Origin of the sequence: Pseudomonas sp. 2VD (genome assembly GCF_005503585.1) — a bacterium.
In the GTDB taxonomy this organism is placed as follows: Bacteria; Pseudomonadota; Gammaproteobacteria; order Pseudomonadales; family Pseudomonadaceae; genus Pseudomonas; species Pseudomonas aeruginosa.
Genome location: NZ_SCND01000063.1, coordinates 1 through 21,463, shown reverse-complemented (window position 1 = coordinate 21,463; position 21,463 = coordinate 1). Strand labels below are relative to the sequence as shown.

The 21,463-nt window shown below is 66.9% G+C and carries 17 protein-coding genes; 13 read left to right on the top strand and 4 right to left on the bottom strand.

Annotated elements, in window-relative coordinates:
* Window positions 1-998 (bottom strand): TIGR03862 family flavoprotein (locus tag FFS27_RS10020; RefSeq protein WP_256659466.1); only part of this gene is annotated, 998 nt, incomplete at its 3' end.
* Between the two features lie 359 nt (window positions 999-1,357).
* Window positions 1,358-1,987: a response regulator transcription factor gene (locus tag FFS27_RS10010; protein WP_015502382.1), complete on the bottom strand. Its 630-nt coding sequence runs from the start codon at window positions 1,985-1,987 to the stop codon at window positions 1,358-1,360.
* 281 nt (window positions 1,988-2,268) lie between these two features.
* On the opposite strand from FFS27_RS10010, the gene rocR reads away from it, so the two are divergent.
* The 7 genes from rocR to FFS27_RS09975 all read left to right on the top strand — a co-directional run bounded on the left by rocR (window position 2,269) and on the right by FFS27_RS09975 (window position 11,691).
* Window positions 2,269-3,447, top strand: coding sequence for a two-component system response regulator cyclic di-GMP-specific phosphodiesterase RocR (rocR, locus tag FFS27_RS10005; RefSeq protein WP_003106013.1), 1,179 nt, complete (start codon window positions 2,269-2,271; stop codon window positions 3,445-3,447).
* A gap of 101 nt (window positions 3,448-3,548) precedes the next feature.
* Window positions 3,549-7,187, top strand: a complete 3,639-nt coding sequence (locus FFS27_RS10000; RefSeq protein ID WP_003093089.1) for a transporter substrate-binding domain-containing protein — start codon at window positions 3,549-3,551, stop codon at window positions 7,185-7,187.
* A 214-nt stretch (window positions 7,188-7,401) separates the two neighbouring features.
* On the top strand, window positions 7,402-7,992 hold the full coding sequence (locus FFS27_RS09995; RefSeq protein WP_003110394.1) for a GNAT family N-acetyltransferase: 591 nt from the start codon (window positions 7,402-7,404) through the stop codon (window positions 7,990-7,992).
* Window positions 7,993-8,018: 26 nt separating this feature from the next.
* Complete coding sequence (locus FFS27_RS09990; protein ID WP_003110395.1) at window positions 8,019-8,597, top strand: GNAT family N-acetyltransferase; 579 nt, start codon at window positions 8,019-8,021, stop codon at window positions 8,595-8,597.
* A 2-nt stretch (window positions 8,598-8,599) separates the two neighbouring features.
* A complete protein-coding gene (locus FFS27_RS09985; protein ID WP_009313394.1) occupies window positions 8,600-10,195 on the top strand; it encodes a SagB/ThcOx family dehydrogenase in 1,596 nt (531 codons plus the stop codon).
* 33 nt (window positions 10,196-10,228) lie between these two features.
* Window positions 10,229-11,098 carry an acyl-CoA thioesterase II gene (gene tesB, locus FFS27_RS09980; RefSeq protein ID WP_003093084.1) on the top strand — a complete coding sequence of 290 codons (870 nt, stop codon included), beginning with the start codon at window positions 10,229-10,231 and terminating at the stop codon, window positions 11,096-11,098.
* On the top strand, window positions 11,095-11,691 hold the full coding sequence (locus FFS27_RS09975) for an HAD family hydrolase (protein WP_003107576.1): 597 nt from the start codon (window positions 11,095-11,097) through the stop codon (window positions 11,689-11,691). Before tesB ends, FFS27_RS09975 begins: the two co-directional genes overlap by 4 nt.
* 123 nt (window positions 11,692-11,814) lie before the next feature.
* Here the strand turns inward: FFS27_RS09975 and FFS27_RS09970 are convergent, their stop codons facing one another.
* Complete coding sequence (locus FFS27_RS09970; RefSeq protein ID WP_223198316.1) at window positions 11,815-12,141, bottom strand: HU family DNA-binding protein; 327 nt, start codon at window positions 12,139-12,141, stop codon at window positions 11,815-11,817.
* Between the two features lie 324 nt (window positions 12,142-12,465).
* Here FFS27_RS09970 and FFS27_RS09965 point away from each other — a divergent pair, with 324 nt between their 5' ends.
* From FFS27_RS09965 to FFS27_RS09940, 6 genes are all read left to right on the top strand, one after another.
* On the top strand, window positions 12,466-13,386 hold the full coding sequence (locus FFS27_RS09965; protein WP_023082203.1) for a hypothetical protein: 921 nt from the start codon (window positions 12,466-12,468) through the stop codon (window positions 13,384-13,386).
* Window positions 13,387-13,591: 205 nt separating this feature from the next.
* Window positions 13,592-14,605, top strand: coding sequence for a taurine ABC transporter substrate-binding protein (gene tauA / locus FFS27_RS09960; RefSeq protein ID WP_003114314.1), 1,014 nt, complete (start codon window positions 13,592-13,594; stop codon window positions 14,603-14,605).
* A 64-nt stretch (window positions 14,606-14,669) separates the two neighbouring features.
* Complete coding sequence (locus FFS27_RS09955) at window positions 14,670-15,461, top strand: taurine ABC transporter ATP-binding protein (protein ID WP_021265244.1); 792 nt, start codon at window positions 14,670-14,672, stop codon at window positions 15,459-15,461.
* Complete coding sequence (locus FFS27_RS09950) at window positions 15,451-16,269, top strand: ABC transporter permease subunit (RefSeq protein WP_003114312.1); 819 nt, start codon at window positions 15,451-15,453, stop codon at window positions 16,267-16,269. Before FFS27_RS09955 ends, FFS27_RS09950 begins: the two co-directional genes overlap by 11 nt.
* A 106-nt stretch (window positions 16,270-16,375) precedes the next feature.
* Entirely contained in the window at window positions 16,376-17,209 is an 834-nt protein-coding gene (gene tauD / locus FFS27_RS09945; protein WP_023100829.1) for a taurine dioxygenase, read from the top strand.
* Window positions 17,210-17,371: 162 nt separating this feature from the next.
* Window positions 17,372-19,408 (top strand): OPT family oligopeptide transporter, encoded by a 2,037-nt coding sequence (locus FFS27_RS09940; RefSeq protein ID WP_023100830.1) that lies wholly within the window; start codon window positions 17,372-17,374, stop codon window positions 19,406-19,408.
* 107 nt (window positions 19,409-19,515) lie between these two features.
* Here the strand turns inward: FFS27_RS09940 and betT are convergent.
* On the bottom strand, window positions 19,516-21,463 hold a 1,948-nt coding region (gene betT, locus FFS27_RS09935; protein WP_121493185.1), incomplete at its 5' end, for a choline BCCT transporter BetT.

Below are 21,463 nucleotides of genomic sequence, written 5' to 3'. Positions count from 1 at the left end.
CCGCCGGCGCTGCTGATCGCTTCGTCCAGCGGACGCGGGCGCAGCAGCGTCAGCGGCAGGCGCTTGATCGCCGCCGCCAGGCGGGCCGGCTCGGCATAGGTGGCGGCGGGGGTGAGTTCACGCAGGAGGCCGGCCCTAACCCCATCGATGCCCAACTGGCTGCGCAGGTGATTGGCCATCGACCTGGAGCCGCGCGGGCGAGCCAGGGCTGCCTCGATCTGCTCGCGACGCCTGTTCGGCAACAGGTCCAGCCATACTTCGGCCGATCCCTGTGCCTCGATCCTTTCGCGGATGGCGGCGGAGAGGGCATAGACCAGGCTGCCCTCGATACCGTCGCGGGTCACGACGAATTCGCCCTGGCGCGGCGTTTCGCCCGCCAGTCCCATGGCCACCGGTTTGACCGGAGCGCCGGAGAACTTGTCGCGAAACAGCTCGCTCCAGCCGCCGTTCTCGAAACCGCAATTGCTTGGCCGCAGGGGCTCGACCTCGACGCCGCGGGCACGCAGCAGGGGCACCCAGGCGCCGTCGGAGCCCAGGCGCTGCCAACTGCCGCCACCGAGCGCCAGGATCACGGCGTCGGCCCGTATCGACAGGCGCTCGGCGGCGCTCTGGATGTCCAGCGTACCGTCCGCGTTCCAGCCCAGCCAACGGCAGCGGGTGTGGATGAGCACGCCTTGCTCGCGCAGGCGCTTGAGCCAGGCACGGAGCAACGGCGCGGCCTTCATGTCGGAGGGGAACACCCGGCCGGAACTGCCGACGAAGGTGTCGATACCCAGGCCGTGGATCCAGGCGCGCAACGCATCCGCGTCGAATTCGCCGAGCAGTGCGGCGATTTCCTTCTGGCGCCTGCCATAGCGGCCGAGGAATTGTTCCCTGGCCTCGGCATGGGTGATGTTCATGCCGCCGACGCCCGCTAGGAGGAATTTCCGGCCGACCGAGGGCATGGCGTCGAACACTTCCGTGCGTACGCCCGCCTGGCTCAGGACCTCCGCGGCCATCAGGCCTGCGGGACCGCCGCCGACGATGGCGACCTGGGGGGAAAGGGAGGATGCTTGACTGGGCATGTGGACGACGAGCGAGACCTGGGGAAACCGGCGTGCAGTGTAACCGAGGCGAAGACCGCCTCCGAGCCTTGTCGATGCCACCTGGTCCGCTCGCCGTGCGCCTGGTCAGGAACTGATCAACCGTCGCAAGGCCAGGCACGATGCGCTGCGCGAAGCGTTTTTCGCACCTTATCCACAGGCGGTTCCACATGCTTTGTGGAAATCCGCCGACGCTCGTCGCGTGGCAGGAACGGCTTCCGGTCGCGCTTGCCCGAAGGTGCGCTAGGCCTTGGCTTCGACAGCCAAGCGCCAGGTCAGTGGATCAGCGAATTGCGCTTGGCGAACTCTGCGAGGTCGACCAGCGAACCCAGGCCGAGCTTCTGCAGCAGGCGGGTCTTGTAGGTGCTGACGGTCTTGTTGCTGAGGAACAGCTTCTCGCCGATGGCCTTGTTCGAATAGCCCATGGCGAGGTGCTGGAGGACGATCATCTCGCGGTCGGAGAGCAGGCCGATAAGCTCGCTTTCGGAAATGCGTTCCGGCGGGGTGCCGAGGGTATCGAACGTGAGCGAAGGAAAGAACGTGTAGCCAGCGGTCACCGCGTTCAGGGCGTTGATCAGGTTGTTCAGGTCTTCTTCCTTGTTGACGAACCCACGGGCGCCGACCTGGATACAGCGCTTGCAGAACGCCTCTGCGGATTGTGAAGTGAGTACCAGCACCTGGGTGCGCAGTTCCAGCGACTTGATCCGCGAGATCACGGTCAGGCCGTCGAGCTTGGGAATGCCGATGTCGAGAATCACCACGTCCGGTTCGTGCTCCCGGACCAACTGGATGGCATCCACGCCATTGTCCGTCTCGGCCACCACCTGCAAACCATGCTTTTCCAGCAGGACGCGCACGGCGAGGCGGATGACGGGGTGGTCGTCGACGATCAGGACGGTATGCATAAATTCGATTTACCTTGAGGGACCGGGGCAGGGTCGGGATTCGATTTCCCGGGCGCTGCCGCCGGTGGTCATCCATGTTGGGCGCTAGGCCGAGATCGCCGTCCAGAATAGCCTGTTGAGGCGGGGCGATTCGGTTTTTCATGTGGAACCATGCTAATCCAACCGAACCTCCAAATCAGTAGGAAAATTCCCACAAAACATGGGGACTTGTCCCATAGGTCTAGTAAGGGAAACACAGCAGTATATCGCCGGTATTTCCTGGAAACCCTGTGTGGACCGTGATGAATGATTTGAATGTTCTGGTGTTGGAGGATGAGCCTTTTCAGCGCCTGGTAGCCGTCACAGCCCTGAAGAAAGTGGTGCCCGGATCGATCCTCGAGGCGGCGGACGGCAAGGAGGCGGTGGCGATCCTGGAGTCCTGCGGACACGTCGACATCGCCATCTGCGACCTGCAGATGAGCGGCATGGACGGCCTGGCGTTCCTTCGCCACGCAAGCCTGAGCGGCAAGGTCCATTCGGTGATCCTCAGCAGCGAGGTGGATCCCATCCTGCGCCAGGCCACCATTTCGATGATCGAGTGCCTGGGCCTCAATTTTCTCGGCGACCTCGGCAAGCCATTCAGCCTGGAGCGGATCACCGCCCTGTTGACCCGCTACAACGCTCGTCGCCAGGACCTGCCGCGACAGATCGAAGTCGCCGAGCTGCCCTCCGTGGCGGACGTGGTGCGCGGCCTCGACAACGGCGAGTTCGAAGCCTACTACCAGCCCAAGGTGGCCCTGGATGGCGGCGGCCTGATCGGCGCCGAGGTCCTGGCACGCTGGAACCACCCGCATCTCGGCGTACTGCCGCCGTCGCATTTCCTCTATGTGATGGAAACCTACAACCTGGTCGACAAGCTGTTCTGGCAACTGTTCAGCCAGGGTCTGGCGACGCGCAGGAAGCTGGCGCAGTTGGGGCAGCCGATCAACCTGGCGTTCAACGTCCATCCTTCGCAACTGGGTTCGCGTGCGCTGGCCGAGAACATCTCGGCGTTGCTGACCGAGTTCCACCTGCCGCCCAGTTCGGTGATGTTCGAGATCACCGAGACCGGGTTGATCAGCGCTCCTGCCAGCAGCCTGGAGAACCTCGTGCGTCTGCGGATCATGGGCTGCGGCCTGGCGATGGACGATTTCGGCGCCGGCTATTCGTCCCTCGACCGGCTCTGCGAGTTTCCCTTCAGCCAGATCAAGCTGGACAGAACCTTCGTCCAGAAGATGAAGACCCAGCCCAGGAGTTGCGCCGTCATCAGCAGTGTCGTGGCGTTGGCTCAGGCGCTGGGAATTTCCCTGGTGGTGGAAGGGGTGGAGAGCGACGAACAACGGGTACGCCTGATCGAACTCGGTTGCTCCATAGCCCAGGGCTACCTGTTCGCCCGCCCGATGCCGGAACAGCACTTTCTCGACTATTGCTCCGGATCCTGACGCCGCCGCCCTGGCCTCGGCTGCCGCTAGCCGAACGCCGGGCCTCGCGCCGGACGCGTTTCCTTTCCATACAACTGCCGGCCCTGCCGCACAGACCTTTCATGCGATCAAAACTATTCCTGCTGTTCTTCTGCCTGCTGCTGTCGGGCGGACGCCTGTTCGCCGTCGAAGCGCATCCGTCCCTGACGCTGTTCAGCCAGTTGCGCATCGAGCACGAGGACATGGCGATCGCCGAGGACGACTGGGCCTGGCTGCGCCACAAGGGTCACCTGAGGCTCGGCGCGGCGCTGGACGAGACCTCGCCCTTCAACGTCCGGCTCGACGACGAGAACTACGAAGGCATAACGGCGGACGTCGCCACGCTGGTCGGGCAGTTGCTCGGCATGCGCATCAAGGTCGTGAGCTTCGATACCCATGCGGATGCCGTGGCGGCGCTCGCTGCCGGAAAGATCGACCTGCTTGGCAGCCATTACAGCTCGGCGGGCGATTCTTCCCTGGTGCTCAGCCAACCCTACGCCCGTGACCGATTGGCGGTGTTCAAGCGGATGGGGGAAAAGCGCAACTCGCCGGAGGATCTCGCCGGACTCAGCGTGGCGGTGGCCCGGGAGCATGTCGGGGAATTGCGCCAGCGTTTCCCGCGGGCGCGTTTCGTGGTCTTCGGCAGCCATGACGAGGCCGTTGCCGCGGTGGCTTTCGGACATACCGACCTGTATCTCGACGATGTGCTCAGCGCCTACCACCGGATCAATCGGTCCTATTACGGCTACGTGAGGTTCGAGCGGTTTGCCGATGCCCGCCTGGAAGGGGGCTACGGCTTCCTCCTTCGTCGCGGCGACACGAACCTGTTGCGCGTCGTCAACTCGGCCATCGGCGCGATCAACCAGGACCGTCTCGAAAGCATCGCCAGGCGCTGGGTCGGCAGCGGTTCCCTGCCAACGGGCCAGCGTATCGCGCTGACGCCGCAGGAGAGTCGCTGGATCGCTCGCCACCCGGTGGTGCGGTTGGTCATCAACGACGACCTGGCGCCGCTGGCCTTCTTCAATTCCGACGAGACCTTCTCGGGCATCGCCTCCGACCTGCTGGACATGATTTCCCGCCGCACCGGCCTGCATTTCCAGGTCACGCCTCGCAGTGGCGGCTTCCCCGAGCAGATCGGCGTATTGGCCAGGAAGGAGGCGGACCTGGCGATTATGAGCCGCAGCAGCAAGCGCGAGGAAATGCTGCGTTTCACCCGCTCGTTCCTGTCCACCTCGTACGTCCTCGTCACCCGGGCGGACGACAAGGGACGCGCGGAGAGCCCCGGAAGCCTCGACGGCAAGCGCATAGCGATTCCCGCCGGCCATGTGGGCATGCAACAGGTGCGCGAGCGCTATCCGCAGGCCTCGATGGTGGAGGTCGGCGTCGCGCTGGATGCCATGAACCTGGTCTACGAAGGGCGGGCCGACGCGGCGGTGGTGCCGCTGGTCACCGCTCGCTACTACATCGTCCGGTTGTTCCGCGAGAGGCTGGCGATCGCCGACCTGGTTCCCATCGGCGCGGCCACCGCCCACTTCGCCGTTCGCCGAGGCGACGCCGAACTCCAGTCGATTCTCGACAAGGCCTTGCTGAGCATCTCGCCGGACGACCTGAGCGATATCGTCAATCGCTGGCGCTCGCCGCCGGGAATGAGCGGCCAGACCTGGGTCGACTACATCCTGGTGATCACCGAGATCCTGGCGATCGCAGCGGCCTTGCTGCTGTTCTGCCTGGGCTGGGTCACTTATCAGCGCCGGCAGATCAGGGCGCGCGCGCGGGTCGAACAGGCGCTCAGCGACCAGTTGCGGTTCGTCGAGGCCCTGACCGACTGCATGCCCCCGCCGCTGTATGTGCGCGATGTCAACGGACGGATGCTGTCCTGCAACCGCAGCTACTTGCAGAGCGTCGGCCTGAGTTCCGAGGAGGTGATGAACCGCACCGTGCTCGAGCTGCCCATGGAAAACTTCGAGACCGCTCCGGAGTTCCATCGCAGCTACCTGATGGCCATGCGCGAGGGCAGGACCATCGAGGCGGTCTACCCGGTGGCGCTGGGCGGCCGGGAGCGCTGGATCGACCACTGGATCCAGCCGTTCCGCGATTCCAGCGGGACCATCCGCGGTGTCATCTGTGGCTGGCTGGACATCACCGAGCACCGCCAGTTGATCGACGAACTGGAAGAAGCGAAGAACCTGGCCGACGAAGCGAGCCGGGCCAAGACCACCTTCCTGGCGACCATGAGCCACGAGATACGCACGCCGATGAATGCGGTGATCGGCATCCTCGAACTGGCGCTCAAGCGTGCCGAGACCGGTCGGGTGGACCGTTCCAGCATCGAGATCGCCTATGCCTCGGCGAAGAGCCTGCTGGAGCTGATCGGCGATATTCTCGACATCGCCCGCATCGAGTCAGGTCGCCTCAGCCTGTCGCCGAAACGGGCCAACCTGCGCGAGCTGGTGGAATCGGTGGCACGGGTATTCGAAGGCCTGGCCCGGCAAAAGCGCCTGAGCCTGGTGCTGGAGATCGATTCGAGCATCAACGGCGACGTACTGCTGGATGCCATGCGCTTCAAGCAGATCCTCTCCAACCTGGTCAGCAACGCGATCAAGTTCACCGACGAGGGCTCGATCCGCATCCGCATCGATGGCCGCCAGGTGGAGCCGTCGCTGTTGCAGGTCAATCTCTGTGTGGAAGACACCGGCATCGGTATTTCCCTGGGCGACCAGCAACAGTTGTTCCGGCCTTTCGCCCAGGTCAACCGCAACCTGCAGAACACCGAGGGCACCGGGCTCGGCCTGGTGATCTCGCGCTCGCTGTGCGAAATGATGGGAGGGCGCCTGGTGATGAGCAGCGAGCTGGGGCAGGGGACGCGGATCGACGTCGAGCTGCGCCTGCAAGTGCTGGAACCGATCGTCGAGAGCGTGCGGGCGATCCCGCTCGGCAATCGCCAGGCGCGGCGGTTGCAGGTCCTGGTGGTGGACGATCATGCGGTCAACCGGCAGATCCTCCATCAACAGCTGAGCTTCCTCGGCCACGACGTAGAGGAGGCGGAAAACGGCCTGAGCGCTCTCAACCTGTGGCATGGGCAACCGTTCGACATGGTCATCACCGACTGTCACATGCCGCTGATGAGCGGCTCCGACCTCGCCCGCTCGATCCGCCAGGAGGAGCGCGAGAATGGCGAGGAACCGGTGGTCATCATCGGCCTCACCGCGGACGCCCAGCCGGAGGAGATCGAGCGCTGCATCCAGGCTGGAATGAACGAGTGCCTGATCAAGCCCATCGGCCTCGATGTTCTCGAGGAGCGTCTTCTGGCCCTGGGCTTTGCCGACGACGACCTGCCCGTCACCATCGACGCCGAACCCGTCGCGATACCGTCGGACCCCCGTCTCTACGACCTGGATTCCCTGCATGCGCTGACCGGCGGCGAGCCGACGATGCTCAGGCGGCTGCTTGATGAACTGCTGACCAGCAACCGCAAGGACCTGGAGACCCTCGAGGGACTGGTGCAACGCCAGGAGACCGGCGAACTGGCCGAGCTGGCGCATCGGATCAAGGGCGCGGCGAGGGTGGTGCGTGGCGAGCAACTGGTGGAAAGCTGCCGGCGCCTCGAGGATGCCTGCCTCAGCCCGAACGCCTCGTTCGCCTGGGTGGAGGAGTGCGCCGTTGGGGTGAAACTGGCGATCCTCGCCCTGGACGAGAGTCTGGTGGAAGAGTGCACGGATTGACGTGGCTTGCGCCCGTTGCCCGGGCGGTAAACCAATCGTCATCGCTTTGCCCGAGGATCGGGCATGTCCAGACGCGGAAAAGACTACACTCCGGTTGGGTAGCCTTTTCCGCGAAGCCTGACCAAAGATCGGAATACCGCCCTCGCGGGCACCCCAGCCGATTCCTGCGGTCAGATAGTCCTTCTGGAGTGCGTTGAACGAAAGGAACCAAGCGATGGCCGACCTGACCAGCCTGAGCATCGAGCATCTGCGCTCGCCACGGCTGTATACCCACCGTCTGATCCTGCGGCCCTGGCTGGTGCAGGACCGAGCCAGGTTCGCCGAGCTGAATGCCGACCCGCGGGTGATGGAGTTCTTTCCGTCCTGCCTGGATCGCGCCCAGAGCGACGCGTTGCTGCGCCGCATCGACGCGCACTTCGCCGAGCACGGTTTTGGCTGGTGGGCGCTGCAGGTCAAGGGCGGCGATCCTTTCATCGGCTACGTGGGGCTGGAGGTCGTGGACTTCGATGCGCCCTTCGTACCCGCGGTGGCCATCGGCTGGCGTCTCGCTGCCGAGCATTGGGCGGAGGGCTTCGCCCACGAGGCGGCCGAGGCGGCGCTGAGCTACGCCTTCGATACCCTTGGCCTGGACCAGGTGGTGGCTTTCACCGTACCGGCCAACGAGAACTCCCTGGGACTGATGGAGCGCCTGGGGATGCATCGCGATCCCACCGACGACTTCGAGCATCCCGACCTGCCCCCCGGCCACCGCTTGCGGCATCATGTGCTGTACCGGTTGACGCGCGAGGACTGGCTTCGCAGATGAGTCGGCCGTTTCCGAAAAGGCCTCCCATGAACGCGAACCTTCCCCCTTCCGCCATTTCTGAACTGCATGGCCCGCGCCTGCTGCTGCGTGCCTGGCGCGACAGCGACCGCGAGGCGTTCGCCGAGATGTGCGCCGACCCGCAGGTAATGGAATTCTTCCCCAGTGTGCTCGACCGCGCGCAGAGCGACGCCTTGGTCGATCGCGTCCAGGCGCATTTTGCCGAGCGTGGCTACGGGCCCTGGGCCCTGGAGCTACCGGGCGAGGCGGCGTTCATCGGATTCACCGGCCTGTTCGACGTGACCATGGACGTGCACTTCGCCCCGACCGTGGAGATCGGCTGGCGCCTGGCGCCCGCCTACTGGGGCCGTGGATTCGCCCGCGAAGCGGCGGAAACCGCCTTGGACTTCGCCTTCGAGCGGCTGCGCCTGCCCGAGGTGGTGGCCTTCACCACGCCGCCCAACCGCCGCTCCTGGGGCTTGATGGAGCGCCTGGGCATGCGTCGCGATCCGGCCGAGGATTTCGACCACCCACTCCTGGCAGCGGATCACCCGATGCGCCGGCATATCCTCTATCGCGTCGACGCGGCCCGCTGGGCGGAGCGGTGAACATGGGCGACGGCGGCGGCGAGGTGCTCTCCTACCATCGCCTCAGCATGCATCGCCCGGAGCGCTACGCTCCCGGTCCCGGCGGACTGGACTGGGCGACCCAGCCGGCGCCGTTCCGCCAGTACCGGGGCTGCCGGCAAGTCGAACTGCTGCATCGGCCGCTGGAGGAGTCGCCACCCTACGACGGGGTGTTTTCCGGGCCGGCGGCCGCGCCCTCCCGGCTCGATCGCCGCAGCCTCTCGCAGATGCTCTACGACGGATTGGCGCTGTCGGCCTGGAAGGAGGCCGGCGGCACTCGCTGGGCGCTACGGGTCAATCCGTCGAGCGGCAACCTGCATCCCACCGAAGCCTACCTGCTGCTTCCCGGCGGTACCCTGGAGCCGGCGCCACTGCTCGCCCACTACCGTCCCGACAAACATGCCCTGGAGGTGCGCGGCGAACTGCCGGCGCCGCTGGCTTCGCTGCTGGATGACTGCTTGCCGGCCGGCGGCTGCCTCCTGGCATTGACCAGCGTGCCCTGGCGCGAGGCCTGGAAATACGGTGAGCGAGCCTATCGCTACTGCCAGCATGACCTCGGCCACGCGCTGGCCTGCCTCTCGATCGCCGCGGCGATCCAGGGCTGGGAGATGCGCCTGCTGCGCGGCGTCGCCGAAAGCGCACTGGACGGCCTGTTCGGCCTTGACCGGGACGGCTTCGCCGAGTGCGAGAGCGTCGACGCACTGTTCTGGATCGGGCCGGCGCTCACGCAGGAGCCTTCCCTTTCGCCGCGCCTGTGCGAAGGGCTGGCGGCCCTGCCATTGGCCGGCGCACCGAACCGGCTGTCGCGGGAGTACCGGGACTGGCCGGAGTTGCAGCGGATACATGGGCTATGCCGGGCGCCGCGCCTGCCGGCACGCCCGTGGAGGGTCGCACCGGGCGAGCCCGGCAACGACAACCCCGGCCTGCCGCTGCGACCGCTGCTGCATCGGCGGCGTAGCGCGCAGCGCATGGACGGGCGCGCCGGCATCGATGTCGAACTGCTGCGGGCCTGGCTGCGCAGGCTGCTGCCGGAGCGCTCGCCGGTGCCTTTCGCGGTCACCGGCGAGGCCGCGCGGGTCGATCTACTGCTGTTCGTCCATCGCGTCCGGGGCCTGGTGCCGGGGTTGTACTGGCTGGATCGCAGCGGCCTGCGGCGGCCGCCGATGCGCGAGGACTTCCTCTGGCAGCGCGTCGATCCGGAGTTGCCGCTGTACCTGTTGCAGGAAGGCGATGCGCGCGCGCTGTCGGCGTATCTCTCCTGCCAGCAGGACATCGCCGGCGACGGCTGCGTCGCGCTCGCCATGCTCGCCCATCTCGGCGCGGCGCTCGAAGAAGGCCCCTGGTGCTATCCGCGGCTGTACTGGGAGTGCGGGCAGCTCGGCCAGTTGCTCTACCTCGAGGCGGAGGCCGCTGGGCTGTCTGGGACGGGTATCGGCTGCTACTACGACCCCCTGGTGCATGAGCTGCTTGGACTAACGGATGAGTCCATGGCCAGTCTCTACCATTTCACCCTCGGCCGCGCGGTGTGGGACACTCGTCTTTGCAACATGCCCGCGTACCCGGCCTTGCGCCGCGACTAGCCCGTCGACAGCCCGAATTCGAGGAAACACCCCATGACCCAGATACTGGACAACCTGGTGGCTTTGCTGAGCCTGGAACCCATCGAGGAGAACCTGTTCCGGGGCATGAGCCAGGATCTCGGCTTCCGCCAGCTCTATGGCGGCCAGGTCCTGGGCCAGGCACTGTCGGCGGCCAGCCAGACGGTGGAGGACGATCGCCACGTACACTCCATGCACGGCTACTTCCTGCGTCCCGGTGACGCCAGCATGCCGGTGGTCTACCAGGTGGACCGGGTGCGCGACGGCGGCAGCTTCAGCACCCGCCGGGTCACCGCGATCCAGAAAGGCCAGCCGATCTTCACCCTGAGCAGCTCCTTCCAGTACGACGAGGAAGGTTTCCACCACCAGATCGAGATGCCCGAGGTAGTCGGCCCGGATAACTTGCCTTCGGAGCTGGAGCTGACCCGCCAGCGCGCCGAGCGGATTCCCGAGCGCATCCGCGACAAGCTGCTGTATCCGAAGCCCATCGAGATTCGTCCGGTCACCCAGCACGACCCCTACGACCCGCAGCCCGACGAACCGGTGAAGTACCTCTGGTTCCGTGCCGACGGCAAGCTGCCGGACGTCCCGGCGCTGCACAAGTACCTGCTGGCCTACGCCTCGGATTTCGGTTTCCTTACCACCTCGATGCAGCCCCATGCCGTTTCGGTGTGGCAGAAGACCATGCAGGTCGCCAGCCTCGACCACGCCCTGTGGTTCCACCGCGACCTGCGCGCGGACGAGTGGCTGCTCTACGCCATCGACAGCCCCTGGGCCGGCAACGCACGCGGTTTCGTGCGCGGCAGCATCTTCAACCAGAGCGGCCAGCTGGTCGCCTCGTCGAGCCAGGAAGGCCTGATCCGCAAGCGTGAGGACTGGGCGTGAGGCTGGCCGACATCCGCCACTGGGTGTTCGACATGGACGGCACCCTGACCCGGGCCGTGCACGACTTCCCGGCGATCCGCCGAGCGCTGGACATCCCCGAGCAGGACGACATCCTGCTGCACCTCGCCGCCCTGCCCGAGGCCGAGGCGGCGGCCAAGCACGCCTGGCTGCTCGAACACGAGCGCGCCCTGGCCGAGGCCGCGCGGCCGGCGCCGGGCGCACTGGAACTGGTGCGCGAGTTGCAGCGGCGCGGCGTGCGCCTGGGCATCCTGACCCGCAACGACCACCAGTTGGCGCTGATCACCCTCGAAGCGATCGGCCTGGGCGGCTGCTTCCCCACCGAGCACATCCTCGGGCGCGGCGAGGCGCGGCCCAAGCCGGACCCTGATGGCTTGCTGCGCATCGCCCGACGCTGGAACGTGACGCCGGCGGAGCTGGTGATGGTCGGCGACTACCGTTTCGACCTCGACTGCGGACGCGCCGCGGGTAGTCGCACGGTGCTGGTCAACCTGCCGGAAAACCCCTGGCCGGAGCTGGCCGACTGGCACGCTGCCGATTGCCATGCGTTGCTCGAGCAACTGCAAACGCCGTAGGAATATCCGGCGGAAAACCTCGAGGGCGGCAGCGCCAGCGGCTCCCCGAAAACGAAAAAAGCGCAGGAGGCCAGGCTCCTGCGCTTTTTTCCTGCGCATCCGTGCGGGATGCGGCGGCCGTTATCAGCCGTTGATCGCGTCGGTCAGCGCCTTGGCCGGAACGAACTTGGCTACACGCTTGGCAGCGATCTCGATCGCCTTGCCGGTCTGCGGGTTGCGGCCGGTGCGCGCGGGACGCTCGGAGACCTTCAGCTTGCCGATACCCGGCAGGGTGATTTCGCCATCGTTCTCCAGGGCGTCCTTGACGATCTCGGCGAGCTGGTCGAGCGCGCTGCGAACGGTGGTCTTCTGCGCGTCGATGGCTTCGGCGATGTCCTGGATCAGTTGGTCTTTGGTCAGTGCCATGGTGGTGTAGCTCCTTGGTAAAAGACTGCGCGAGGGGCCTCGCACAGAAACGGGCGTGATTTTAAACAGCTTGGCGCGAATAAGGTTCCCTTTTCTCCGCTTATTTGTTTCCTCGCACGACGCGCATGACAGAGCCGTTACAGAGGTTTTCGCGGCTGTCCGGAATGATGCCGGCGTCGGTTGCCCGACGCATCCTCATGGTTCTGCCAGGGGCGCATGCCTCCGGTTCTTAGTTAAGGATTATTGGTTATTTATAGGTTAGGGTTTCATCCATTAGGGTTATAAGCAGGACATCCCGTCCCTTTCCATCACCAGAGCCTGCTTACCTCGCGCCAACGCCTGGCCCTCGCTCCCCGTTCGAGGTGCCGCATGAGCGAAGCCCGGCTCCACTCGCCCGACCCCAGGACACCGCGACCCATGGCCGGTTGGGCGGCAAGCCTGCGCGACAGTGGACTGCTGGCGCTGGCAGTGCCGCGCGTGTTCGCCGGCATGGAGCGGGGCTGGGGGGAAATCTTCGCTGGCGTCCGCCACCTGGCCGAGCAGGAACTCGAGCTGGCACGGCGCCTGGCCCTGCATCATCTGCAGATCGCTTCCATTCGCCTGCTGGGTAGTCCTGAACAGCAGCGCCGCCTGTTGCCGGCCAGCGTCGAGCGCCGCTGGCTGTGGAGCGAGGCGGTCGATCTGCGGCGCGCCCAGCCCGAAGCGCAGGAGCACTGGCGGGGCGGTTTCCTGGTGGGTGGACGGGGTAGCGATTGCTTCGCCGTGGAAGACGTGGATCGCTTGCTGATCTCAGCCTGGCACGCGCCCTCCCGCGCTCACCTGATCGCTGTCGCCGAAACGGGGCGGGCAGGCATCGACATCTCCGGCCTCGCCGATGGCTCGGGGCTGTTCTTGCCCGCCGGGCAGCGGCTGCATTACCAGCGGCTGCGGCTGCATCCCGAGGACATCCTGGTGCCGCCCGGCCTGCCGCCGACCCCGTGCGGGCAACTGCGCGAAGGCTTGACCCGATTGGCCCAGGCTAACCTCGACCTGGGCCAGGCTGCGCGGGTGCCGGGCGACGTGGCGGGGCAGGGAGAGGCGCCGCGTCTCCTCGCCCTCGCGCTGCGTCTTGTCGAACTGGCGGCGGAGTCCTTCCAGGCGGCATTCGCCCGCGGCGGCGCGCTGACATTCCGCGAAAGCGCGGCGGCGTCGCTGCTGGCGAGCGAGGCGGAGGCGGTGGCCCGCGCCGGGCTGCTCGCCTGCCTGCGCCGACAGGCCCTGGAAGCCCGTCTGCTGGGCGCGGCCCTGTAGGGACGGGGGGCATGGAGCAAGGGCGGAAGGGCATCCGGGTGCGCATTCGCGCTCATAAACTAATTCCAAAATATTATTTATATCGCTTTTTTTATATCTGTAATCTGCATCGCACCGGACCACCGGACTCGCTGTCGCCACCCATTGCCCGTCCCTGGTCCGTTCTCCTCCGGAGCGCGGCACCGTTGCCTCCGAGGTTCGCCCGATGAAACGCCCGAATTCCCTGCACCGCCTGGTGGCAGCCCTGGCCTTTGCCAGCCTTTCCGTCGCCGCCCAGGCCGCCGACATCACGGTCGGCTACCAGACCGGCATCGACCCGACCAAGGTGCCCCAGGCCGATGGCCTGTACGAGAAAGCCATCGGCGAGAAGATCGACTGGCGCCGCTTCAACAGCGGTCCGGAAGTGATCGCCGCGCTCGCCTCCGGCGACCTGCAACTCGGCAACATCGGGTCCAGCCCGCTGGCAGCGGCGACCTCGCGGAAGCTGCCGATCGTCGCCTTCATCGTTTCCGCGCAGATCAACGCCGCCGAGGCGCTGGTGGTGCGCAATGGAAGCGGGATCGGGAAACCCGAGGACCTGGTCGGCAAGACCATCGCTACCCCGTTCGTTTCAACCTCCCACTACAGCCTGCTCGGCGCCCTCAAGCACTGGCAGATCGATCCGTCCAAGGTGAAGATCGTCAACCTCAACCCGGCCGAGATCGCCGCCGCCTGGCGTCGCGGCGACATCGACGGGGCCTTCGTCTGGTCGCCGGCGCTGGGCGAGATCAAGAAAAGCGGCAAGGTCCTCACCGACGCCGCCGAAGTCGGCCAGTGGGGCGCGCCGACCTTCGAGGTGTGGGTGGCGCGCAAGGACTTCGCCGAGAAGCATCCTGAAATCGTCGCCCGCTTCGCCCGCGTCAGCCTCGATTCCTTCGCCGACTACAACGCGCACAAGGCCGAATGGACCGCCGACTCCGAGCCGGTGAAGAAGATCGCCCGGCTGACCGGCGCCGATCCCAGGGACGTCCCCGAACTGCTGGCCGGCTCGACCTTCCCGGAAAGCCAGGCGCAACTGTCCGCCGACCTGCTCGGCGGCGGCACCGCCAAGGCTATCGCCGGCACTGCCGAATTCCTCAAGGAGCAGAAGCGCGTGCCGGCCGTCCTCGGCGACTACTCGCCCTACGTCAGCGCCGATTTCGTGCGCCAGGCGGAGCAGGTCCAGGTCGGCCAGCGCTGAATTCCGCGCCTCCGCTCCGGCCTGTCGGAGCGGAGGCTTTCTTACCCTACGGAGGGCAGAACACATGAGCCGTCTGACGGCCGAGGCGATCAGCCTCTCATTCGAACAGCGCGGCCAGCGCCGCGCCATCCTCCGCGATCTCAGCCTGGGCCTGGCCAAGGGCGAGTCGCTGGTGGTGCTGGGTCCTTCGGGCTGCGGCAAGTCGACACTGCTGAACATCCTCGCCGGTTTCCAGACGCCGGACCAGGGACGCGTGCAGATCGACGGCCGGACACTCGAAGGGCCCGGCGGCGAGCGCGGCGTGGTGTTCCAGGACGACGCCCTGATACCCTGGCTCAACGCCCTTGACAACGTCGCCCTGGGCCTGCGCATTCGTGGCCTGGGCAAGGCCGAGCGCACCGCGCGGGCGCGCCAGGTCCTGCAACTGGTGGGCCTCCAGGAGTACGCCGAGCAATCCGTCGCCCAGCTCTCCGGCGGCCAGCGGCAACGCCTCGGGTTGGCACGCGCGCTGGCGGTCGAACCGGACTTCCTGCTGCTCGACGAGCCGTTCGGCGCGCTCGACGCGCTGACCCGCGAACGCATGCAGGTGCTCCTGCTGGACCTGTGGAAGCAGACCGGCAAGGGCCTCTTCCTGATCACCCACAGCGTCGACGAGGCCCTGTTCCTGGCTACCGACCTGGTGGTGATGGACGGCCCGCCGGCGCGCATCGTCAAGCGCCTGCCGGTGGACTTCGCGCGGCGTTACGCCGCCGGCGAAACGGTGCGTTCGATCAAGTCCGATCCCGAGTTCGGCCGTTTGCGCCAGGCGTTGCTGGACGAATTCCTCGATGTCGCGGAGGCCGAACATGCCCACTGATACCCTCGGACTCGCCGTCGCCAATCCTGTCCCGCGCAAGCGGCGCCTGCCCGGCGACCGTCGGCGCTGGGCCGCCGGTGCCAGCGTGCTGGCCCTGGCCCTGCTGTGGTGGGCGGCGACCCGTTTCGGCTGGGTCGACGTGCTGTTCCTGCCGGCGCCCGAACAGCTCTTCGAAGCCCTGCAACGGCTATGGCAGGAGGGCTACCTCGATGCCAGCCTGCTGCAACACGTCGGCACCAGCCTGCTGCGGGTGCTCCTGGCGCTCGGCGCGGCGGTGCTGACGGCGATCCCGCTGGGCGTGCTGATGGGCCTCAATCCCTTGGCCGGAGCGGCCCTCGATCCGCTGGTGGAGTTCTACCGGCCGATCCCGCCGTTGGCCTACCTGCCGTTGATCGTCATCTGGTTCGGCATCGGCGAGCTGAGCAAGGTGCTGCTGATCTACCTGGCGCTGTTCGCGCCGCTGCTGATCGCTACCGCCGCCGGCGTGCGTCGCGTCGACCGATCGCGGGTGCAGGCGGTGCGCTGCCTGGGGGCCAGCCGCTGGCAGGTGGTGCGCTACGTGATCCTGCCGAGTGCCTTGCCGGAGGTCCTCACCGGCCTGCGCATCGCCCTCGGCGTCGGCTGGTCGACCCTGGTCGCCGCCGAGCTGATCGCGGCCAACCGCGGCCTCGGCTTCATGGTCCAGTCCGCCGCGCAATTCCTCGCCACCGACGTGGTGGTGGTCGGCATCCTGCTGATCGCCGCCATCGCCCTGGCCTTCGAACTGGGGCTGCGCTGGGTCCAGCGGCGCTTCGCCGCCTGGGGCTGAACGCGAGAGTCCCGAGTCATTCCCGAACCGACCTTCACCCTCGCGGCGAAGGCCGGAGCGAGGGCGCGCAGGGCGCGCCCGCAACCTGCCCGACGAGTAGCACGACATGAGCCTGACCATCCAACCCATCAGCCCGGCCCTGGGCGCCATCGTTTCCGGCATCGACCTCGGCGCGCCGCTGGACGACACCGGCCAGCGGGCCATCGAGCAGGCCCTGCTCGAACACCAGGTGCTGTTCTTCCGCGACCAGTCGCTGGAGCCCAGGAGCCAGGCGCGCTTCGCCGCCCGCTTCGGCGACCTGCACATCCATCCGATCTACCCCAGCGTGCCGGAGCAGCCGGAGGTCATCGTCCTCGACACCGCGGTCACCGACGTGCGCGACAATGCCATCTGGCACACCGACGTGACCTTCCTCGAGACCCCGGCGCTGGGAGCCGTGCTCGCCGCCAAGCAATTGCCGCCGTACGGCGGCGACACCCTCTGGGCGAGCAGCACGGCGGCCTACGAGGCGCTGTCGGCGCCGCTGCGGCGTCTGCTGGACGGCCTCACGGCGACCCACGACATCGGCAAGTCCTTCCCCCGCGAGCGCTTCGGCGTCACCGAGGCCGACCTGGCGCGCCTGGAGGAGGCCCGCCTGAAGAATCCGCCGCGCTCGCATCCGGTGGTGCGCACCCATCCGGTCACCGGGCGCAAGGGCCTGTTCGTCAGCGATGGCTTCACCACCCGCATCAACGAACTGGAGCCGGCCGAGAGCGATGCGCTGCTGACGTTCCTCTTCGCCCATGCCACGCGACCTGAATTCACCGTGCGCTGGCGCTGGCAGGAAAACGACGTGGCGTTCTGGGACAACCGCGTGACCCAGCACTACGCGGTGGACGACTACCGGCCACAGCGGCGGGTCATGCATCGCGCCACCATCCTCGGCGACAAGCCCTTCTGACGCCGCCGCGCGCGGGCTTCCTCCGGCGGCCCGCGCCGGCAACTGTCCGTTCCGCCAGCTTTTGCTCTCGAAAAGGTCGCCTCTGCGACATTCGCTGTCGTGTCCCGGCGTGCCGCTCTCGCCTAAGCTTGGCGGGTCCAATTGTTTCGAGAGTTTTCATCCATGCAAGAACGCATCCCGGATGAGCTGACCCTGCCAGAGCTCACCCTGCGTGGCCTGATCCTCGGTGCGCTGATCACCGTGGTCTTCACCGCGTCCAACGTCTACCTCGGTCTGAAGGTCGGCCTGACCTTCGCCTCGTCGATCCCGGCGGCGGTGATCTCGATGGCCGTCCTGCGCTACTTCTCCGGCGCCAACATCCTCGAGAACAACATGGTGCAGACCCAGGCCTCGGCGGCCGGCACCCTGTCCTCGATCATCTTCATCCTTCCCGGCCTGCTGATGATCGGCTACTGGAGTGGCTTCCCGTTCTGGCAGACCGCGGCGATCTGCTCCATCGGCGGCATTCTCGGGGTGCTCTATACCATTCCGCTGCGCCGGGTGATGGTGGTGCAGAGCGAACTGCCGTATCCGGAAGGGGTGGCGGCGGCGGAAATCCTCCGGGTCGGCAGCGACGGCGCCGAGGACGCGGAAGACGCCCGCGCGCCGCGTGCCGCCGGTAACGCGCCGGGGCTCTACGACATCCTCGGCGGTGGCCTGGTGGCGGCGCTGTTCAGCCTCTGGAGCAGCGGCTTCAAGGTTCTCGCCGAAGGCTTCAGCGTCTGGCTCAGTGCCGGGCAGGCGGCGTTCCGCCTTTCCACCGGTTTTTCCCTGGCGCTGGTCGGTGCCGGCTACCTGATGGGCATCACCGCCGGCATCGCGATCCTCATCGGCGTGGTGATCTCCTGGGGCGTCGCGGTGCCGTTGCTGACCGTCAACAGCGTGCCGGCCGACGGCCAGAGCCTGTCGGACCTGGCCACCCAACTGTGGAGTTCGCAGGTGCGCTTCCTCGGCGCCGGCACCATCGGCGTGGCCGCGCTGTGGACCCTGGCGACCCTGTTCAAGCCGATGGTGCGGGGCGTCTGGGCCTCCCTCGGGGCAGTGCGCGGCAATAGCCAGGCGAGCAGCCTGCGCACCGAGCTGGACATGCCGGCCAAGTGGATCCTGCTGATCGCCGGGATACTGCTGGTCTCGCTGTTCGTGGTCTTCAGCCACTTCCTCGGTGCCGCCGCGCCGGACATGGCCAGCCCGCAGTTCTGGAGCCTGGTGGCGGTATGCGTGGTGTTCGCCTTCTTCTTCGGCTTCCTGATCGCCGCCGCCTGCGGCTACATGGCCGGCCTGGTCGGTTCGTCGAGCAGTCCGATCTCGGGGATCGGAATCATCGCGGTCATCCTGGTGTCGTTGCTGATACTCGGCTTCGGCAGCATCGAGGGCGGCCTGCTGGACCGCCAGAACGGCAAGCTGGCGATCGCCCTGGCGCTGTTTACCACCTCGGTGGTGCTGGCCATCGCGGCGATCTCCAACGACAACCTGCAGGACCTCAAGACCGGCTACCTGGTCGGCGCCACGCCCTGGCGCCAGCAGGTCGCGCTGATCGTCGGCTGCATCGTCGGCGCGCTGGTGATCCCCCCGGTGCTGGAACTGCTCTACAGCGCCTACGGCTTCACCGGGGCCCTGCCGCGCGAGGGAATGGACCCCGGCCAGGCCCTGGCCGCGCCGCAGGCGACCCTGATGACGGCGATCGCCAGCGGGATTTTCCACGACGCGCTGAACTGGAACATGATTCTCATCGGCGTCGCCCTGGGCATCGCCCTGATCCTCGTCGACCTGCTCCTGCGCCGTACCGGCAAGGCCTGCCTGCCGGTGCTGGCGGTGGGCCTGGGGATCTACCTGCCGCCGACCATCGGCATGACCCTGGTGGTCGGCGCGCTGATTTCCTGGCTGCTGGAAAATGCCCTGAAGAAGCGCGCGGCGGCAGCCGGGGTCGACGAAGAGACCTATGCCGAAGAGCCGAAGCGACGCGGCGTGCTGCTGGCCTCGGGGCTGATCGTCGGCGAGAGCCTGATGGGCATCCTGCTCGCCGGGGTGATCGGCGCCACCGGCGAGGACGCGCCGCTGGCGCTGGCCGGCGCCGGCTTCGCGGGCATCGCCCAATGGCTGGGACTGGTGGTATTCGTCGCGATCTGCGTGCTGTTCTACCGGCGAGTGCTGGCGCGCTGAGGGATTCGTGGCTGCACGGGGATGGGATGTTGCCGCTAGCGTCATTCCCTGCGGTCAGGGACGGAGGATGAGGGAAGGGGCGCCCTGCGCGCCCCCTTTTCCTGTACTCAACGCACCAGGTGCAGGAACTGCAGGTGCCGCTCGTACTGGTCGAGCATGTCGTTGATGATCTGCTCCTTGGTGTAGCCCATCAGATCGTAGTCCTGGCTACCTTCGGCGAGATGCACCTCGGCACGGAAGTAGCGGCGATTCTTCAGGTGCAGGCCGCCCATGCCGGCACGCGCGAAGGATGGCGTGAAGTAGCCGCGCATCAGCACCTGGTAGAGGAACCGATGCTGCTCGCCATGACCGATCTCCAGGCTCAGCGAGGCGTTGCCCGGGTCGAGCTGGGCGTCCACCGCCAGGCCCTTCTCGCGGAACACCTCGGAAACCTCGCTGATCGCCGGGCGCACCACATCGTTCATGAAGCGGTACACCTCGTCCCGCGAGGGGAAGTGCACGGCCTGCGACAGGCGTCGCTTCCAGCCGCCGGAGCGCTTGCCGTTGCCGCTCATCAGCGGCGCCAGGGAGTGGCTCCGCGCCCGCTGGCGCTGCGACTCCATGTAGAAGGCCTTGTGCAGGCCCCACATCATCAATAGCAGGATCAGCGAGAAGGGCAGGGAGGTCAGCACCACCGCCGACTTCAGCGCGTCGATGCTGCCGGCGAACAGCAGCCCTCCGGTGACCAGCGCGGTGACCGAGCCCCAGAACACCCGCAGCCACTTCGGTCCGTCGTCGTCGGCGCTGCCGCCGTGGGCGGAGAGGGTGGAGAGGACCACGGTGCCGGAGTCCGCCGAGGTGACGAAGAAGACGAAGCTGACCAGCACAGTGACGGTGATCACCGCGCGGCTCCAGGGGTAGTTCTGGAGCATCTGGTAGAGGGCCATCGACGGCTGCTCGATGGCCACCCGGCCGAGTTCGCTGGCGCCGCCGAGGGCCTGCTCCAGGGCGCTGTTGCCGAAGATCGACATCCACGCCAGGGTGAAGCCGAGCGGGATGAACAGCACGCCGAAGACGAATTCGCGGATCGTCCGGCCGCGCGAGATGCGCGCGATGAACAGGCCGACGAAGGGCGCCCAGGCGATCCACCAGGCCCAGTAGAACACCGTCCACGAGCCCAGCCAGTCGCTGGGACCGCCGTAGGCGTAGAGGTCGAAGCTCTTGCCCGGCAGGTGGCCGAGGTAGTCGCCGACGTTCTGCACCAGGGTGTTGAGCAGGTGCTGGGTCGGACCGGCGAACAGCACGAACAGCAGCAGGCTGCAGGCCAGCAGCATGTTGATGTCGGAGAGGATGCGGATGCCCTTGTCGACCCCGGAGACCGCCACCGAGATCGCCGCGCCCATCATCAGCACGATGAGCGCCATCTGCACCGGGTGGGTATGCGGGATGGCGTACAGGTAGTCCAGCCCGGAGTTCAGCTGGAGCACGCCGAAGCCCATGTCGGCGCCGAGGCCGAACACCGTGGCGATGATGCCGAAGCAGTCCACCGTGTAGCCGATCGGCCCGTTGATGCGCTTGCCGATCAACGGGTAGAGCGCCGAGCGCAGGGCCAGTGGCAGGTTGTGGCGGTAGGCGAAGTAGGCCAGGGCCATCGCCACCAGGGCGAACACGCCCCAGCCGTGCAGGCCCCAGTGCAGGAACAGCAGTTCCATGGCCTGCCGCGCGGCTTCCTGGGTACCGGCCTCGCCTTGCGGCGGCTGGAGGAAGTGGGTCAACGGCTCGGATACGCAGAAGAAGAACAGGGTGATGCTGATGCCGGCGGCGAACAGCATGCCGGCCCAGGACAGGTAGCTGAATTCCGGCTCGTCGTGGTCGGCACCGAGCTTGATCTTGCCGTAGCCGGAAAGCGCGGTGACCACCACGAAGATCAGGTACAGCGTCATCGCCAGCAGGTAGTACCAGCCGACGGTCTGCGAGGCCCAGGTCTGTGCGGCCAGCAACCATTCGCCGGCGCGCTGGGGGAAGCCGATGACCACCGCGGCGAACAGCAGGATCAGGATCGCCGCACCGTAGAAC

Bases quoted from the DNA above. Each gene is read 5' to 3' on its own strand.
- FFS27_RS09940 (WP_023100830.1), top strand. From the start codon at position 17,372: ATGCAAGAACGCATCCCGGATGAGCTGACCCTGCCAGAGCTCACCCTG.
- FFS27_RS09965 (WP_023082203.1), top strand. From the start codon at position 12,466: ATGAGCGAAGCCCGGCTCCACTCGCCCGACCCCAGGACACCGCGACCC.
- FFS27_RS09955 (WP_021265244.1), top strand. From the start codon at position 14,670: ATGAGCCGTCTGACGGCCGAGGCGATCAGCCTCTCATTCGAACAGCGC.
- tauA (WP_003114314.1), top strand. From the start codon at position 13,592: ATGAAACGCCCGAATTCCCTGCACCGCCTGGTGGCAGCCCTGGCCTTT.
- FFS27_RS09985 (WP_009313394.1), top strand. From the start codon at position 8,600: ATGGGCGACGGCGGCGGCGAGGTGCTCTCCTACCATCGCCTCAGCATG.
- FFS27_RS10000 (WP_003093089.1), top strand. From the start codon at position 3,549: ATGCGATCAAAACTATTCCTGCTGTTCTTCTGCCTGCTGCTGTCGGGC.
- tauD (WP_023100829.1), top strand. From the start codon at position 16,376: ATGAGCCTGACCATCCAACCCATCAGCCCGGCCCTGGGCGCCATCGTT.
- FFS27_RS09950 (WP_003114312.1), top strand. From the start codon at position 15,451: ATGCCCACTGATACCCTCGGACTCGCCGTCGCCAATCCTGTCCCGCGC.
- tesB (WP_003093084.1), top strand. From the start codon at position 10,229: ATGACCCAGATACTGGACAACCTGGTGGCTTTGCTGAGCCTGGAACCC.
- FFS27_RS10010 (WP_015502382.1), bottom strand. From the start codon at position 1,987: ATGCATACCGTCCTGATCGTCGACGACCACCCCGTCATCCGCCTCGCC.
- FFS27_RS09990 (WP_003110395.1), top strand. From the start codon at position 8,019: ATGAACGCGAACCTTCCCCCTTCCGCCATTTCTGAACTGCATGGCCCG.
- FFS27_RS09995 (WP_003110394.1), top strand. From the start codon at position 7,402: ATGGCCGACCTGACCAGCCTGAGCATCGAGCATCTGCGCTCGCCACGG.
- rocR (WP_003106013.1), top strand. From the start codon at position 2,269: ATGAATGATTTGAATGTTCTGGTGTTGGAGGATGAGCCTTTTCAGCGC.